At 65.4% G+C, this 14,969-nt stretch carries 12 protein-coding genes and 1 pseudogene; 6 read left to right on the forward strand and 7 right to left on the reverse strand.

The genetic code is table 11. The features are described from left to right. A pseudogene (locus tag JYJ84_RS13830) lies at window positions 1–214 on the forward strand (LysR family transcriptional regulator); the annotation flags it as partial. 22 nt (window positions 215–236) lie between these two features. Here the strand turns inward: JYJ84_RS13830 and JYJ84_RS13835 are convergent. Beyond that, window positions 237–890: a TetR/AcrR family transcriptional regulator gene (locus JYJ84_RS13835; RefSeq protein ID WP_174960554.1), complete on the reverse strand. Its 654-nt coding sequence runs from the start codon at window positions 888–890 to the stop codon at window positions 237–239. A 149-nt stretch (window positions 891–1,039) separates the two neighbouring features. On the opposite strand from JYJ84_RS13835, the gene JYJ84_RS13840 reads away from it, so the two are divergent. Both JYJ84_RS13840 and JYJ84_RS13845 read left to right on the forward strand, forming a co-directional pair. Next, the gene (locus tag JYJ84_RS13840) at window positions 1,040–2,332 is read left to right on the forward strand and encodes an NAD(P)/FAD-dependent oxidoreductase (RefSeq protein ID WP_175220298.1); all 1,293 of its coding nucleotides are present in this window, start codon (window positions 1,040–1,042) and stop codon (window positions 2,330–2,332) included. A gap of 44 nt (window positions 2,333–2,376) precedes the next feature. Next, complete coding sequence (locus tag JYJ84_RS13845) at window positions 2,377–2,775, forward strand: DUF3331 domain-containing protein (RefSeq protein ID WP_175220296.1); 399 nt, start codon at window positions 2,377–2,379, stop codon at window positions 2,773–2,775. Window positions 2,776–2,804: 29 nt separating this feature from the next. Here JYJ84_RS13845 and JYJ84_RS13850 read toward each other — a convergent pair whose 3' ends face one another. Both JYJ84_RS13850 and ggt read right to left on the reverse strand, forming a co-directional pair. After that, entirely contained in the window at window positions 2,805–4,133 is a 1,329-nt protein-coding gene (locus JYJ84_RS13850) for a dicarboxylate/amino acid:cation symporter (protein ID WP_175220294.1), read from the reverse strand. A gap of 225 nt (window positions 4,134–4,358) precedes the next feature. After that, entirely contained in the window at window positions 4,359–6,110 is a 1,752-nt protein-coding gene (gene ggt / locus JYJ84_RS13855) for a gamma-glutamyltransferase (RefSeq protein ID WP_175220292.1), read from the reverse strand. Between the two features lie 363 nt (window positions 6,111–6,473). On the opposite strand from ggt, the gene JYJ84_RS13860 reads away from it, so the two are divergent. Continuing rightward, a complete protein-coding gene (locus JYJ84_RS13860; RefSeq protein WP_122947539.1) occupies window positions 6,474–7,352 on the forward strand; it encodes a MurR/RpiR family transcriptional regulator in 879 nt (292 codons plus the stop codon). Between the two features lie 67 nt (window positions 7,353–7,419). Here JYJ84_RS13860 and JYJ84_RS13865 read toward each other — a convergent pair whose 3' ends face one another. Then, window positions 7,420–8,184, reverse strand: coding sequence for a hypothetical protein (locus JYJ84_RS13865; RefSeq protein WP_175220290.1), 765 nt, complete (start codon window positions 8,182–8,184; stop codon window positions 7,420–7,422). Window positions 8,185–8,568: 384 nt separating this feature from the next. Between JYJ84_RS13865 and JYJ84_RS13870 the strand changes: the two genes are divergently transcribed. Then, window positions 8,569–8,919 carry a hypothetical protein gene (locus tag JYJ84_RS13870; RefSeq protein WP_175220288.1) on the forward strand — a complete coding sequence of 117 codons (351 nt, stop codon included), beginning with the start codon at window positions 8,569–8,571 and terminating at the stop codon, window positions 8,917–8,919. A gap of 210 nt (window positions 8,920–9,129) precedes the next feature. Here JYJ84_RS13870 and JYJ84_RS13875 read toward each other — a convergent pair whose 3' ends face one another. The 3 genes from JYJ84_RS13875 to JYJ84_RS13885 all read right to left on the reverse strand — a co-directional run bounded on the left by JYJ84_RS13875 (window position 9,130) and on the right by JYJ84_RS13885 (window position 13,910). Continuing rightward, window positions 9,130–10,476, reverse strand: a complete 1,347-nt coding sequence (locus JYJ84_RS13875) for an AAA-associated domain-containing protein (RefSeq protein ID WP_122947542.1) — start codon at window positions 10,474–10,476, stop codon at window positions 9,130–9,132. Window positions 10,477–10,487: 11 nt separating this feature from the next. After that, a complete protein-coding gene (locus tag JYJ84_RS13880; RefSeq protein ID WP_174960566.1) occupies window positions 10,488–12,239 on the reverse strand; it encodes an ABC transporter permease subunit in 1,752 nt (583 codons plus the stop codon). Between the two features lie 81 nt (window positions 12,240–12,320). Continuing rightward, window positions 12,321–13,910: an inorganic phosphate transporter gene (locus JYJ84_RS13885; RefSeq protein ID WP_122947544.1), complete on the reverse strand. Its 1,590-nt coding sequence runs from the start codon at window positions 13,908–13,910 to the stop codon at window positions 12,321–12,323. Window positions 13,911–14,184: 274 nt separating this feature from the next. Here JYJ84_RS13885 and JYJ84_RS13890 point away from each other — a divergent pair. Continuing rightward, a partial coding sequence (locus tag JYJ84_RS13890; RefSeq protein WP_205189227.1) for a metallophosphoesterase occupies window positions 14,185–14,969 on the forward strand: 785 nt, incomplete at its 3' end.

A 14,969-nucleotide genomic window follows, 5' to 3' on the forward strand; every position in this document is an offset into this window, starting at 1 on the left:
GCTCGTCGCGGGCGGCATCGGCGTCGCGCCGATGCCGCGCGTGTTCGTGCCGATGCAGCCGCAAGGCATGACGTTCTGCGAATTGAAGGATGCGGGCAGCCCGCTCGCGTACGAGCCGGCGATCGCGTACCGGACGCCATCGCCGCTCGTCGATGCGCTGCGCGAGACCGCGCGAAGCGCGGAGCGCGAACTGGACCTGGTATGGGTGATGTGACTGCGCGCAGCGCGCGCGGCGCTCAGCCGCCGACGACGTTGAACGCGACGTCGACCACGGCCTGCCGAAATGCATCCTGCCGGGTGGGCAGCGACGTGTACTCCAGCATCATGTGGCTATACGACACTGTCGTGCCGATCGCGCTCGCGATCATGAAGAACAGCACCGTCGGCTCGACCGGGCGGATCACGCCGGCCTCCACCGCATCCGACAGCAGCGGGAACATCACGTCGTAATACGGGCGCACGATCCGCTCCTGCAGCCGGTCGAGCCGCCCGCCCACTTCGGTCGCCGCCGTCGAGAAGAACATGCCCATGTCGGGCTCGTCGAACTCATGGTCGACGCACAGCTCGATCGCGCGCCGCACGCGGTCGCGCTGCGACAGCGGCGACGTGCGCAACGCGCGCAGCGCGTCGAACATCGGCTCGGCCAGCTCGGCGATCTGCTCGACGACCGCCAGCCACAACGTTTCCTTCGTCCCGAAATGGTGCGCGATCAGTGCCGCATCGACCCCCAGCTCGCGCGCGACCTCGCGCACGCTCGTTGCGTCGTAACCACGCTTCGCGAACGTGCGACGCGCGGCCCGCAGTATCACGTCAGGCCCCACCGACGCCCCGGCCAGCGGCCGCCCTCGCATACGCCGCTTGGCCGGCGCGCGCTCAGTGACTTCAGCCACGTTCTCCTGCTCTCCTTGAATGATTCGAATACCCCTGTTCAGGCCCCGCTTTAACGGCGCCGAAAACCGGGTGACCTGCCCCGCTCCGTTGACACGCGAAGCCGGGAAGCGCTAGGATCATACCTTATTCATCACGTGATGATTTATACATGACAACCCCTACACGCATCGTCATCGTCGGCGGCGGGATCGCCGGACTGCAGCTCGCCACCCGCCTGGGCGAGCGCCTCGGCCGGTCCGGACGCGCGCAGGTCACCATCGTCGACCGCAGCCCGACCCACATCTGGAAGCCGATGTTGCACACGATCGCGGCCGGTACGCGCGACGTCCAGCAGCAGCAGGTGATCTTCCTCGCCCATGCACGTGATCACGGCTACTCGTACCAGCCCGGCGAACTGACGGGGCTCGATCGCGCGCGCCGCCGCGTGCAGCTCGGCGAGATCCGCTCGCAGGACGGCGAACTGGTGCTCGAGGCACGCGAACTCGAATATGACGTGCTGATCCTTGCACTCGGCAGCCAGGCCAACGATTTCGGCGTGCCGGGCGTGCGCGAGCACTGCTATTTCATCGACAGCCAGAAGCAGGCCGAGACCTTCAACGAAGCGTTGCGGGTGCGCGTATTTCGCAGCATCGCGCGCGACGAACCGTTCCGCGTCGCGATCGTCGGCGCGGGCGCGACCGGCGTGGAGCTCGCGGCGGAGCTGAGCCGCTTGCTGGAAGTCGCGCAGGCCTATGGCGACGCGACGGTGCGCGAGCGGCTGCAACTCACGCTGCTCGAAAGCGGCCCGCGCATCCTCGCCGCGTTTCCGCCGCGGATTTCCGCGTCCGCGCAGCGGCGGCTCGAACAGATCGGCTTTCATGTGCTGACGTCCACCCGCGTCACGTCGGCCGACGCAAACGGCTTTCACTACGGCGACGGTTCGTTTGCAGAAGCGGACCTGATGGTGTGGGCAGCCGGCGTGAAGGCGCCCGATTTCATGCAGGCGCTCGACGGGCTCGACACGAATCGCGCGAACCAGATCGTCATCGGGCCGACGCTGCAGGCCACCGGCGACGAACACGTGTTCGCGATCGGCGACTGCGCGAGCCTGCTGCCCGACGGCCACGAACGGCCGCTGCCGCCCACCGCGCAAGTCGCGACGCAGCAGGCCGAGCATCTCGCGAAGCACCTGCCCGCATGGCTCGACGGCACGCCGATTCCGCCGTTCGCGTTCCACGATTTCGGCGCGCTCGTGTCGATCAGCGACTACGACGCGTTCGGCACGCTCGGGCAGTTCGGGTTCTTTCGCGGCGGCTTCATCCAGGGGCGTTTCGCGCAGTTCAGCCACCTGATGCTCTACCGGCGGCACCAGCAGGCGCTGCACGGCTTCTCCAAGGCGACCCTGCTGTGGATCGCCGAACGGATCAACGGCTGCGTGCAGCCGCGCATCCGGCTCTCGTGATACCGCGCGTGGCGGTGTCGCGTAACGTTTCGAGGAAAACTGACATGAACAACCGTTTAGCGCCCTGGCTCGTGACTGTCGCCGCGATCAGCAGCTTCGACATGCCGTCCGTCTCGTGGGGCCTGCCGCGGCGACGCAGCGTCACGCGCGACCGGCTGCCGTCATGGGACGCGACGAGCAAGCCGTCCATCAGCGTGCTCGAGCGACCCGCGGCCGACACCGTGATGATTTCATGGCGCGACGCGTGCACCGGGCACTACGGTTATCAGAAGTGGCGGCTGTTCACCACGCGCAAGCGCGGCGTGTGCGCGCTGTCGGGGCAGCCGATCGAGATCGGCGACAGCGTCTTTGCGCCGCAATTGCTCGGCTCGACGCCGGGCAACGCCGCCGCGATGGTGCTGGCCGCGTGCATCGACGCGGCCCGCCCCGCCGAGGCGGCCTGAAAGCCCGGGATTCGACCCGGGATCCCGGTTCAGGCAGTGGTGACGCGATCCGTATCGCGAACCGCCTCGTTCTTGCGTGCTTCGGCTTCCGCATCCAGCCGCGCCGCATTCGCTTCGGCTTCCGCTTCCGGCATCAGCTCGCCTTCCCATTTCGCGACCACCGCGCTGGCGATCGAGTTGCCCACCGCGTTCGTGGCCGAACGGCCCATGTCGAGGAACGTATCGACGCCGAGAATCAACAGCAGCCCCGCTTCCGGGATGTTGAACTGGTGCAGCGTCGCGGCGATCACGACGAGCGACGCGCGCGGCACGCCGGCCATGCCTTTCGACGTCAGCATCAGGATCAGCAGCATCGTGACCTGCGTGCCGAGCGACAGGTGAATGCCGTATGCCTGCGCGATGAACAGCGACGCGAACGTGCAGTACATCATCGAGCCGTCGAGGTTGAACGAATAGCCCATCGGCATCACGAAGCTCGAGATCTTGCGGCGCACGCCGAAACGGTCGAGCGCATCGAGGATCTTCGGATAGGCGGCTTCCGAGCTCGCGGTCGCGAACGACAGCATGAACGCTTCCTTGATCAGCACCAGCAGCTTGAACACGCGGCGGCCGAGGAACAGCAGCCCGGCGGCGACGAGCGTACCCCACAGCAGGAACAGGCTCAGGTAGAAGTCGCCCATGAACACCGCGAACTTCAGCAGGATCGACAGGCCGTTGATCGCGACGGTCGATGCCATCGCCGCCAGCACCGCGAGCGGCGCAAGCTTCATCACGTAGCCGGTGATCTTCAGCATCACGTGCGCGAGCTGGTCGATCGCCGCGACGAGAATCCTGGCGCGTTCGCCGAGCGACGCGAGCGCGACGCCGAAGAACATCGAGAACACGACGATCTGCAGGATCTCGTTGTTCGCCATCGCTTCGGCGATCGACTTCGGCACCATGTGGCCGACGAAATCCTTCAGCGTGAACTTGGACGTCGCGAGATGCGCGGACGCGCCGATATCCGGCAGCGGCAGCCCGAGGTTTTCGCCGGGGCGCAGCAGGTTCGCCATCAGCAGCCCGAGCAGCAGCGAGATCAGCGACGCGGTGATGAACCAGCCGAGCGCCTTCACGAACACGCGGCCCACCGACGACGCGTCGCCCATGTGCGCGATGCCGACGACCAGCGTCGAGAACACCAGCGGGCCGATCACCATCTTGATCAGCCGCAGGAACACGTCGGACACCAGCGAGATGTAGCCGGCGATCTCCGTCGCGGCCTGCTTGTCCGGCATTTGCGTATAGATCATGTAGCCGAGCAGGATGCCGGCTGCCATCGCGAGCAGGATCCAGCCTGCCGCGGACATTCGTTTGTTCATAACGGAATTCGACGCACGGGAAGAAGTTGACGGATGAAAGGCGCGCATCCCGTGCCGTGCCAGGGGGCGCGCGTGGCAAGCCGGTCGTGCCCGGTGTGTCGGGCACGGGCGCCGGCGCCGGTCAGGCTCGCGGATGTCCGCGAACTGACGTGCTGCCGCCGCAACGGCATTCGCGCAGAGGCGAACGCCGGCGGCAGCGATTCAGCATGATGCAATCAGATCAGGTCAGTAACCGATCGCCGAACCGGCCGGCCGGCGCGGGTCGTTGTAGCCGTAGATGAAGCCGACCCGCACGTTGCCGGACACGGACGAATCGTTCCCGGAACTCTGGCGGCTCGCCGCTTCGGTACCCGGCAGGCCGACCATGATCAGCTCGGCGGCGCCCCACGGCGTCTGCTCGACCATCTTGTAGCCCATGTTGCGCAGGATCGCGAGCGTGTCGGGCGACAGGCCGTAGGTTTCGTAATAGACCTCGTCGGGCAGCCACTGGTGGTGGATGCGCGGCGCGGTGACCGCGTCCTGCGGCGTCATCCCGTAGTCGATCACGTTCAGCACCGTCTGCAGCGTGATCGTGATGATGCGCGAGCCGCCCGGCGAGCCGACCACCATGAACACCTTGCCGTCCTTCTTCACGATGGTCGGCGCCATCGACGACAGCGGACGCTTGCCCGGTGCGATCGAGTTGCGCGTGCCCTGCACGAGACCGAACAGGTTCTGCGCGCCGACCTTCACGGTGAAGTCGTCCATCTCGTCGTTCAGGAAGAAGCCCGTGCCCGGCGCGATGACCACGGCGCCGAAGCGGCCGTTGACCGTGTAGGTCGTCGAAACCGCGTTGCCGTCATGGTCGATGATCGAGTAATGCGTCGTCTCCGGCTTCTCGTGCACGCCGACACCCGGCTGCACGTCGACCGACGGCGTTGCCGTATCGGCATGGATGCTCTTGCGGATTTGCGCGGCGTAGTCCTTGCTCGTCAGCTTCGCGACCGGATTGTCGATGAAGTTCGGGTCGCCAAGCAGCGTGTTGCGGTCTTCATACGCGTGGCGCATCGCTTCGGTCATGTAGTGAACCGCCGCGGCCGAATGGTAGCCAAGCTTGCGCATGTCGTACCCTTCGAGGATGTTCAGCGTCTCGCACATCGTCACGCCGCCCGAGCTCGGCGGCGGAGCCGACACGAACTCGTAGCCGCGATACGTGCACGTCAGCGGCGCGATGTCCTGCGCGCGGTACGACGCGAAATCGGCCGCCGTGATCAGGCCGCCGCCCTTCCTGGCCGCGGCCTCGACGATCTTCGGGATCTCGCCGTGATAGAACGCGTCAGGCCCCTGCTCCGCGATGCGCTCCAGCGTGCGGGCCAGGTCCTTCTGCACCAGGTGATCGCCCGGTTGCAGCGGCGTGCCGTCCGGCCGCAGGAAGATGCGGGCCGCATCCGGGTCCGTCTTGAAGCGGTCGATCGTCGTGTCGAGGATGTCCGTATCGGCGCGCGTCAGCACGAAGCCGTCGCGCGCGAGCCGGATCGCCGGCGCCATCACCTGCTTGCGCGTCAGCTTGCCGTACTTGCGCTGCGCGAGATCGAGGCCGGCAACCGTGCCCGGCACGCCGACCGCGCGATAGCCGTACAGGCTGTCGTCCTGAATGACGTTGCCCTTCGCGTCGAGATACATGTTCGCCGATGCCGCGGCCGGCGCCGTCTCGCGGAAATTGATGAAGCGGTCGCGGCCGTCGGCCAGGTGCACGGTCATGAAGCCGCCGCCGCCGATGTTGCCGCAGCACGGATTGGTCACCGCTTGCGCGTAACCGACCGCCACCGCGGCGTCCACCGCGTTGCCGCCTTCCTTCAGGATGTCGACGCCGATTTGCGACGCGAAATGCTGCGAGGACACGACCATGCCGTTCTTCGCTTCAACCGCGGGGTCCGAAGCGGCGAACGCGCACACGCTCATGGCCGACAACAGGGTGAGTACTACGAGCCGCCTCATGACGGAATCCTCCAGACAAATAAACCGGGCTAGGCCGGGATGCGCCGCCGCGTCATCGCGTGCCGGCGCTGCCAATCCGGCATGTAATAAACAATACATTCCGGCGAGGCCGCGATCATAGCACTCGCTTTTTTGCGCTAAAACCTAGGGTAATCACTGAATATAAGGCAGATGTTCCCGGGGGGGCTTTTCGATGTATGTTTGTTTTATTACATAGACAGACGCATCCGGCGATCGAATGATGCGTCCCTCTAATTTCGAGCCGCAGGCGGCCTGCCGCACGTCGATCGGCTAACATGCATGGAGTCGCCGGCAGACACCCGTCTGCCGTTTGTCATTCAGATCAGAAAGCTGGAGTGCCCGATGGGGACGAGCATCAGGGCGTTGCTGTTATCCCAGATGGATAGCTTCACGCCGTCGGAACAGAAGGTCGCGCAGGCGTTGCTGGATCGTTATCCCAGTCTCGGGCTCGGGCCCATCGCCCAGTTTGCGAAGCAGGCGGAAGTCAGCGACCCGACCGTGTTCCGCTTCGTCGTCCGGATCGGGTTTCCCAACTACTCGTCGTTCCAGCAGGCGCTGTACGGCGAGATCGACACCGCGATGAATTCGCCGCTCGCGCGCATGGATGCATTCCACTCGGAAATGGGCATGCGCGACAGCCATGCGGCGATTTTCCAGCGGCTGTCCGAGTCGCTCGCAACCACGATCGACGGGCTCGATGCGGCCGCATTCGACGCGGCCGTGGCGCTGCTGGCCGATCCGGATGTGCGTGTCTTTTGCGGCGGCGGGCGTTACACGGCGCCGCTCGCGTCGCTGTTTTCGTTCACGCTCGCCTACGCGCGGCCACATGTTCAGTATATCGAACCGAATGTGAATCTCGCGTCGGTCTCGCTGGCGGACATGGGACCCGGCGACGTGCTCGTCATCTTCGATTTTCGCCGCTATCAACGGGACAGTATTCGGTTTGCGCAGGCCGCGCATCGGCTCGGCACGCGCGTGCTGCTGATCACGGACGAATGGCACTCGCCTATCGGCGAGTTCGCGGAGATCGTGCTGCGCATCCGGGGGCAGCCGTTCGCGATGCTACAGACCAACGTGCCGGCGCTCGCGCTCGCTGAGGCGCTCGTGATCGGCGTGACGAACCAGCTGCCGGAGCTGGCGCGGCAGCGGATGGAGAAGATCGAGCATCTCAATTCCGGGGGAAACGAGCCGGATATCAGTCAGCGGGATTTGCCGGAGTGAGGGGGCACTGCACGCAACAGCGCCATGCCCCGAGGCCGGACGCGCCGGGCCCCGATCGTCGACACGCTCACGGTTCCGCGCGCCACCGGTAGGTGTTCTCCACATCCGGCCGCCAGGTGGCGCAGCTTGCTTCCGTTCCGAGCCTGCTCGCATCCGCGTTGACCTGCTTCGGTGACCACGGCGCGTTTCGCTGCGCCCCGAGCTGCGCAGAGGTCCGGATGGCGACGACGCCGGAACTGCTCCAGCTCAACGGGTTCGGAATCCCGGCACAGTGATCCAGCATGGGGCCCGGCTCGCCCAGCACCTTCGGCAATTCCAGATTGATGGTCACCGATGCCCCGCTTTCAAATGCATGGCGGGTCTTTTGATAGTCTGCCAGCGCCGCGTCCGCTTGCTTGAGCACCAGTTGCGCGCTCGGCTGCTGCCACAGGAACTTGAGCGGCAAAACCAGTGACACGCCGTCCAGAGACGCGCCGCGGTGACTGACCGGCAGTTCGAACCGCAGCTGGATCGACTCCTGCCCTGGCGGGCCGGGCACGACCCGGGGCTGCACCGTGACAGGATGATCCTTCGTTTCGCTCTCCAGGTGCGGAGAGGGATAGCACACCACACCGGTCATGCATCGCGACATGTCCAGGACCGTAACCGGCTTCCAGTAATGGCCGACGATACTCGCGTGCTGCAGCATTTCATCGAGCGCATTTCGATTGTCGGACGGACTCGCGTACTGATAGCGCAACGCTTGAGCTTCAACGGTGAAAGTCACGGCTTCGCTCGCGCTTGCCGATACCGCGCCAAAAGGCAACGTCGCCGCGATCAGCCCGATCGCCACTATGCTCCGGCTCTTCAATGCACGACTCCCGATACACAAAAATGGCCGGCGATCCGGTTACACGGCATGCCCCGCTCCCGCAGCGGATTTGTCATTGATCAATGAGAAACGCCAAACCGCCCCTGGCCCGCGACGCCAGGACAGGAAGCCATCACGCGTCACAGGCATGCCGGTGTGGCGCCGTCCATCCAGGCCTGATTGCCTGCCGGCCACAAACCGCCATCTTACCGTTTGCCGGCAGCCGCCTCGGAGCGAACGTTATTCCGCTGCGCCGCGCATATCCTTGTCCGCGTTGTCACGTTCGGGTTGAATGCAATGACAGGCTTTCCATTATCGGTCTGATAGAAAGCGTTGCCGCCCGCGGCAAGGTAGCGAATTCCGCCAATGGGTATCGATACCGCGGGAATCGCGAGCATTTATCGCGACTGCACCACATTTCCAGAATGGCGGGCATACGAGCGGCCCGAAATTATTTTCTTGTCGGAAATGGAGGCAGCCAACGCTGGACGCGTCAAGAAGGAAAAGAATAGCGCGAAGGCGACGTCGATGATCTTTTGCATCGCACCGCCCCGACAACCGATCCGGTATCGCAGGCAGGCATTGATTCGCCCGAGAACCGGCCATGCCGATTTCCGGCCGTTCCCGTCACCGGACGATCGGCCTGTGGCGACGATTGCATTCGATGAGCGCGTACGCCGTGTCGCGCGTGCCGGGGAGTACGCGCACACGTTCTAAAGGGTGTCGCACGCCCGCTTCAGACGCGCCGCTTCGGCACGCAATCTCGACCATTCCGTCAGCTTCGGACTGACCGGTTTCGCATTGCCTCTACCGGGTTCGCCTTCCGTCCTGCCGTGGCCCTGCTCATCTGCTTGCCCCTTGCTCGGGTTAGGACACTCGGCAAGGGGCGCGTTTTGCAATGGCTGCCGGTCGATCCGGCCGCAGGCTTCAGCTCTCGACATCCTCGAGGCTGAACACCTCGGTCTTGTCGTTGTACGAGAAGACTTCGCCGTAACGGCCCCAGTCGATCACCGCGTCGAGCGTTTCCTCGGCCGCTTCGTCGGACAGGAAATCCTCCAGCTCCTGCTCGAAGCGCACGCGCGGCGCACGGTGGCCCGGACGCTCGTTCAGCACCTTGCGGATCCGCGCGGCCAGCGGCACGTGCTTCAGCAGGTGATCCGCGAACATCAGCTTGCGCTCCTGCGTGCCGAATTCCGCGAACACGCGCGCGGGCGGCGTGAGGAACACGTCCCCTTCCCGCACGTCCGCGAAGCCGAGGTACTGCAGCACTTCGGCGATCGGGAACAGTTCGTCGACTTCCAGATGCAGCGTGCGCGCGATTTCCGGCATGTCCGCGCGGCCGTGGTACGGCGCCATCGCGAGCGTCTCGATCAGGCCGGACATCAGGTTGGTCGACACGCGCGGCAGCCAGCTGCCGAGCTCGAGCCCCTTCTTCGTCGCCTCGTTGGTCGCACGCGCGGTCATCTTCGCGTAGATGTCGTCGACCAGCTTGCGGAAATCGGTGTCGAGCCGGTTGCGCGGATGCTTGAACGGCACCTTGATCTCGGCGATCACGCGGCCCGGGTTCGACGACAGCACCAGGATCCGGTCGCACATGAACACCGCTTCCTCGATGTTGTGCGTGACGATCAGCACCGACTTGATCGGCATCCGGCCCTGCGTCCACAGGTCGAGCAGGTCGGTACGCAGCGTCTCGGCGGTCAGCACGTCGAGTGCCGAGAACGGCTCGTCCATCAGCAGGATCGTCGGATCGACGACGAGCGCGCGCGCAAAGCCCACGCGCTGACGCATGCCGCCCGACAGCTCGCGCGGATACGCGTTCTCGAAGCCGTCGAGACCGATCAGGTCGATCGCGGCCAGCGCACGCTCGCGCCGCTGGCGTGCGTCGACACCGAGCGCCTCGAGACCGGCTTCCACGTTCTGCAGCACGGTGAGCCACGGGAACAGCGCGAAGGTCTGGAACACCATCGCGACGCCTTCGGCGGGACCGTCAAGGGGCTTGCCCAGATAGGACACCTCGCCGCCGGTCGGCTCGATCAGCCCGGCGATGATCCGCAGCAGCGTCGACTTGCCCGAGCCGGAACGGCCGAGCAGGCCGACGATCTCGCCTTCGCGCAGCGACAGGTTCGCATCGTCGAGCACCAGCAGCTCGCCCTGCGACTTGTTGAAACCGCGGCTGACATGCTCGACGCGCAGGATTTCTTCGCCGAGACGCGGCGGCTGGGCCGCCTGGTTCGTCTGGACGGGGGCATTCACAACATTCGGATTTTGCATCGCGCTTACTCTCAATCGAGACGGAGCCGGGCTTCCGCATAGGCGTACATCGGACGCCACAGCAGACGGTTGAACAGGGTGACGAACAGGGACATCACGGCAATGCCCAGGATGATCTTCGGGAAATCGCCGGCGGCGGTGGTCTGCGCGATATAGGCGCCGAGGCCATGCGCGACGACCTTCGTATCGCCCCACTGCACGAATTCGGACACGATGCTCGCGTTCCACGCGCCGCCCGATGCGGTGATCGCACCGGTCACGTAGTACGGGAAGATGCCGGGCAGGATCGCCTGCCGCCACCACTGCTTGCCGCGGATATGGAAGTTCTTCGTCACTTCCTTGTAGTCGTTCGGATAGGACATCGCGCCGGCGATCACGTTGAACAGGATGTACCACTGCGTGCCGAGCACGATCAGCGGCGACAGCCAGATGTCCGCATTCAGGTGAAAGCGGACGATCACGATCACGAACACCGGGAACAGCAGGTTCGCCGGGAATGCGGCGAGGAACTGCGCGAGCGGCTGGATCTTCTCGGCCAGCGCCGGACGCAACCCGATCCACACGCCGAGCGGCACCCAGATCACCGATGCGATCAGGATCAGCAGCAGCACGCGCAGCAGCGTGATGAGCCCGAGCACGAGCACATGACCGACCTCGGCCATCGTCACGCCGGTCGCGACGAAAGTCACGACGCGCCACACGACATACACCGTCAACAGGACCACCAACACGCCCCACACGACGTCACCGATCCGCGACGACCGTTTGCTCGATACGACGCGCGCACCCACGCCCTTGAACGACGGGATGCGCAGCGGCACGCGGGCAGCCTGCGACAGCAGCCAGCCGGCCGGCACGAGCAACTGGTGAATCAGGTGCGTACGACGCATCATGTCGAGCAGCCACGACTGCGGCGCGTCGCCCGACGCCGTGTTCTCCATCCGGAACTTGTCGGACCACGCGACGAGCGGGCGGAACAGCAGCTGGTCGTACGCGAGGATCACGACCGTCATCGCGACGATCACCCAGCCGACCGCGCCGAGGTTCTTGTCCGAGATCGCCTGCGCGAGATACGCGCCGATGCCCGGCAGCGTGATGGTCTGGTTGCCGACGGTGATCGCCTCCGACGCGACGACGAAGAACCAGCCGCCCGACATCGACATCATCATGTTCCAGATCAGCCCCGGCATCGAGAACGGCACTTCGAGCTTCCAGAAGCGCTGCCAGGCCGTCAGGTGAAAGCCGCGCGACACTTCATGCAGATCGCGCGGCACCGTGCGCAGCGACTGGTAGAAGCTGAACGTCATGTTCCACGCCTGGCTCGTGAAGATCGCGAAGATCGCCGCGAGCTCCGCGCCGAGCACGCGGCCCGGGAACAGCGCGATGAAGAAGGTGACGGTGAACGAGATGTAGCCGAGCACCGGCACCGACTGCAGGATGTCGAGGATCGGGATCAGCACCATGCCCGCGCGGCGGCTTTTCGCGGCGAGCGTGCCGTAGACGAGCGTGAACACGAGCGACGCGACCATCGCGGCGAGCATCCGCAGCGTGGTGCGCAGCGCGTATTCAGGCAGGTTCGACGGATCGAGCGTGATCTTCTGCGTCTGCAGCACGCCGATCGGCGCCATCGTCTGGTGAAAGCCGATGATCGTCATCGCGAGCAGGCAGATGATCAGCGGAAACGCGACGGCATCCCAGCGGTTGGGTAGCACGCGCCACGCCGAAGCGTTCGCGGTGCGATTCGGATCGAAGCTGATATCCATCGGTAGCGTCTTGTGTTGAATTGAAAATCGATGGGACCGGCTGCGCGTGACGCAGCCGGACGTCGCGCCCCCCGGCGCGGGTCAGAACAGTCCGTGCAGCGCCCAGTACAGGACGGCCGACAGTGCGATCGATGCGGGTAGCGTGAGCACCCACGCGAGCACCAGGTTGCGCACCGTATCCCAGCGCAGGCCCGAGCCGCTCGCCGTCATCGTGCCGGCCACGCCCGACGCGAGCACGTGCGTCGTCGACACCGGCAGCCCGTATGCGTCCGCCATCCCGATCGTCAGCATCGCAACGGCCTCGGCCGATGCGCCCTGCCCGTATGTGAGATGCGACTTGCCGATCTTCTCGCCGACCGTCACGACGATCCGCTTCCAGCCGACCATCGTGCCGAGGCCGAGCGCGATCGCGACCGCGACCTTCACCCAGGTCGGGATGAATTTCGTCGCGCGGTCCATCTGCTTCTTGAACGCTTCGAGCGCGCTCGCGTCCTCGACCGAGAACGCCGGCGCCTTCGCCTTCTCCATCAGCCGGATCGCCTCGGACGCGACATACATGCTGTTGCGCACGTTGTCGACGAGGTTCTGCGGCACGCTCGAGATGCCGCCGGCCTGCGCGACCTGGTCGGCGATCGTGTCGGTGAGCTTGCCCAGTGCGGGGATCGTCGCGGGCGTCAGCTTGTGCGTGCGGACGTATGCCTCGACGTCGGCGCGCGGGTCGGCCGACTGCGCGGCCGGATCCGCATACTTGACGAGCGTCGTCGACGCGTGGCGCGCCACCGCGACGAACGTGCTCGTCTGGTCGGGCGTCACGGCCTTGTTCAGCGCGTAGGCGGTCGGCATCACGCCGATCAGGATCAGCATGATCAGCCCCATGCCCTTCTGCCCGTCGTTCGAGCCGTGCGCGAACGACACGCCCGTGCAGGTGAGGATCAGCAGCAGGCGGATCCAGAACGGCGGCGGCTTGTTGCCCTTCGGTTCCTGGTACAGCGCCGGCACGCGCACGAGCGCCTTCAACAGCAGCAGCACGAGCGCGGACAGCACGAAGCCGATCAGCGGCGAGAACAGCAGCGCCTTGCCGACGCCGAGCGCCTGGTTCCAGTCGACGCCGCTCGTGCCCGACGGGCCGCTGACGATCTGGTTCATCAGCCCGACGCCGATGATCGAGCCGACGAGCGTGTGCGAACTCGACGACGGCAGCCCGAAGTACCAGGTCGCGAGGTTCCACGTGACGGCCGCGATCAGCAGCGAGAACACCATCGCGAACCCCGAGCCGCTGCCCACCTGCAGGATCAGCTCGACCGGCAGCAACTGCAGGATGCCGAACGCAACGGCGCCGCTCGACACGAGCACGCCGCACAGGTTCCAGAGGCCCGACCAGACGACCGCCAGGTGCGGATCGAGCGAATGGGTATAGATGACGGTCGCGACCGCGTTCGCGGTGTCGTGGAAACCGTTGACGAATTCGAAGCCGAGCGCGATCAGCAGCGCGACGATCAGCAGCAGGAACGGGAGGACCGAGCTTTCCTTGACGGGACTGAGATCGGCGCTGAGATGCACACCGACATAGACGATGCCGCAGGCAATGATCAGAAAAAACAGCGCGAGGCTGAGGGTGCGCGTGCGATTGCTGACCGCACCGCTGGTTTCCGTTGCCGCGAGATTCGGCATGAAGGGGGCTCCGGAGAGGTGACTCGGAGTGGCAGGCTATCGATCGGTCGTGACGCAAATGTGACGTGTCACTTACAAGACATTGACAGACCATCTGTCAGGAATCGCGCCGCGCCGCGCAAGCCGCGAACACGGGGGGTCAACCTTGTAACGCACGGGAATAAATCCTCGCTCGGGAATAAATCCGCCACTGCGCCGGTATGGCACACGAAGGCGCCGGTTTATTCCAGGACGATCCGGCCGTCCGGTTTCGTCACACGAATGCGAGGCTCACATGTCTTCATCGACCCCCACCAACCCGTCGCGACGCAAGGCCCTGCAGTGCATGGCCTTCGGCGGCCTCGGCACACTGTTTACGTTGTCGGGCGGCATCCTGACGCCGTTCGACCTGGCGCTCGCGCAGACCGGCGACGCGCTCCCGGCCAACGCGGGCCGCCCGCTGTTCGTACAGATCAGCGACACGCACATCGGCTTCAACAAGGAGGCGAATCCCGACGTGTCGGCCACGCTGAAGCAGACGATCGACCTCGTCAACGGCATGCCGGCGATGCCCGCGCTGGCCATCCATACCGGCGACATCACGCACCTGTCCAAGCCCGAGGAGTTCGACCATGCGTCGCAACTGCTGTCCGCGCTGCGCGTGCCGGAACTGCATACGGTGCCCGGCGAGCACGACGTCACCGACGGTTCCGGCGCCGAATATTTCGGCCGGTTCGGCAAGGCGTCGGACAACCGCGGGTATTACAGCTTCGATCACGCGGGCGTGCACTTCATCGGCCTCGTCAACGTGATGCATTTCAAGCCGAACGGGCTCGGCAGCTTCGGCGACGACCAGCTCGCGTGGCTCGAGCAGGATCTCAAGGGCCGCTCGTCGAGCACGCCGATCGTCGTGTTCTCGCACATGCCGATGTGGACCATCTACGAGCCGTGGGGCTGGGGCACCGGCGACGCGCCGCAGACGATGGCGCTGCTGCGCCGCTTCGGCTCGGTCACCGTGCTGAACGGGCACATCCACCAGATCGTGTCGAAGGTCGAGGGTAACGTGACGTTCCATACCGC

Origin of the sequence: Burkholderia sp. LMG 13014, from assembly GCF_905232215.1 — a bacterium.
Taxonomy (GTDB): Bacteria; Pseudomonadota; Gammaproteobacteria; order Burkholderiales; family Burkholderiaceae; genus Burkholderia.

Bases quoted from the DNA above. Each gene is read 5' to 3' on its own strand.
- JYJ84_RS13850 (WP_175220294.1), bottom strand. From the start codon at position 4,133: ATGAACAAACGAATGTCCGCGGCAGGCTGGATCCTGCTCGCGATGGCA.
- JYJ84_RS13840 (WP_175220298.1), top strand. From the start codon at position 1,040: ATGACAACCCCTACACGCATCGTCATCGTCGGCGGCGGGATCGCCGGA.
- JYJ84_RS13880 (WP_174960566.1), bottom strand. From the start codon at position 12,239: ATGGATATCAGCTTCGATCCGAATCGCACCGCGAACGCTTCGGCGTGG.
- JYJ84_RS13845 (WP_175220296.1), top strand. From the start codon at position 2,377: ATGAACAACCGTTTAGCGCCCTGGCTCGTGACTGTCGCCGCGATCAGC.
- JYJ84_RS13860 (WP_122947539.1), top strand. From the start codon at position 6,474: ATGGGGACGAGCATCAGGGCGTTGCTGTTATCCCAGATGGATAGCTTC.
- ggt (WP_175220292.1), bottom strand. From the start codon at position 6,110: ATGAGGCGGCTCGTAGTACTCACCCTGTTGTCGGCCATGAGCGTGTGC.
- JYJ84_RS13885 (WP_122947544.1), bottom strand. From the start codon at position 13,910: ATGCCGAATCTCGCGGCAACGGAAACCAGCGGTGCGGTCAGCAATCGC.
- JYJ84_RS13870 (WP_175220288.1), top strand. From the start codon at position 8,569: ATGGGTATCGATACCGCGGGAATCGCGAGCATTTATCGCGACTGCACC.
- JYJ84_RS13875 (WP_122947542.1), bottom strand. From the start codon at position 10,476: ATGCAAAATCCGAATGTTGTGAATGCCCCCGTCCAGACGAACCAGGCG.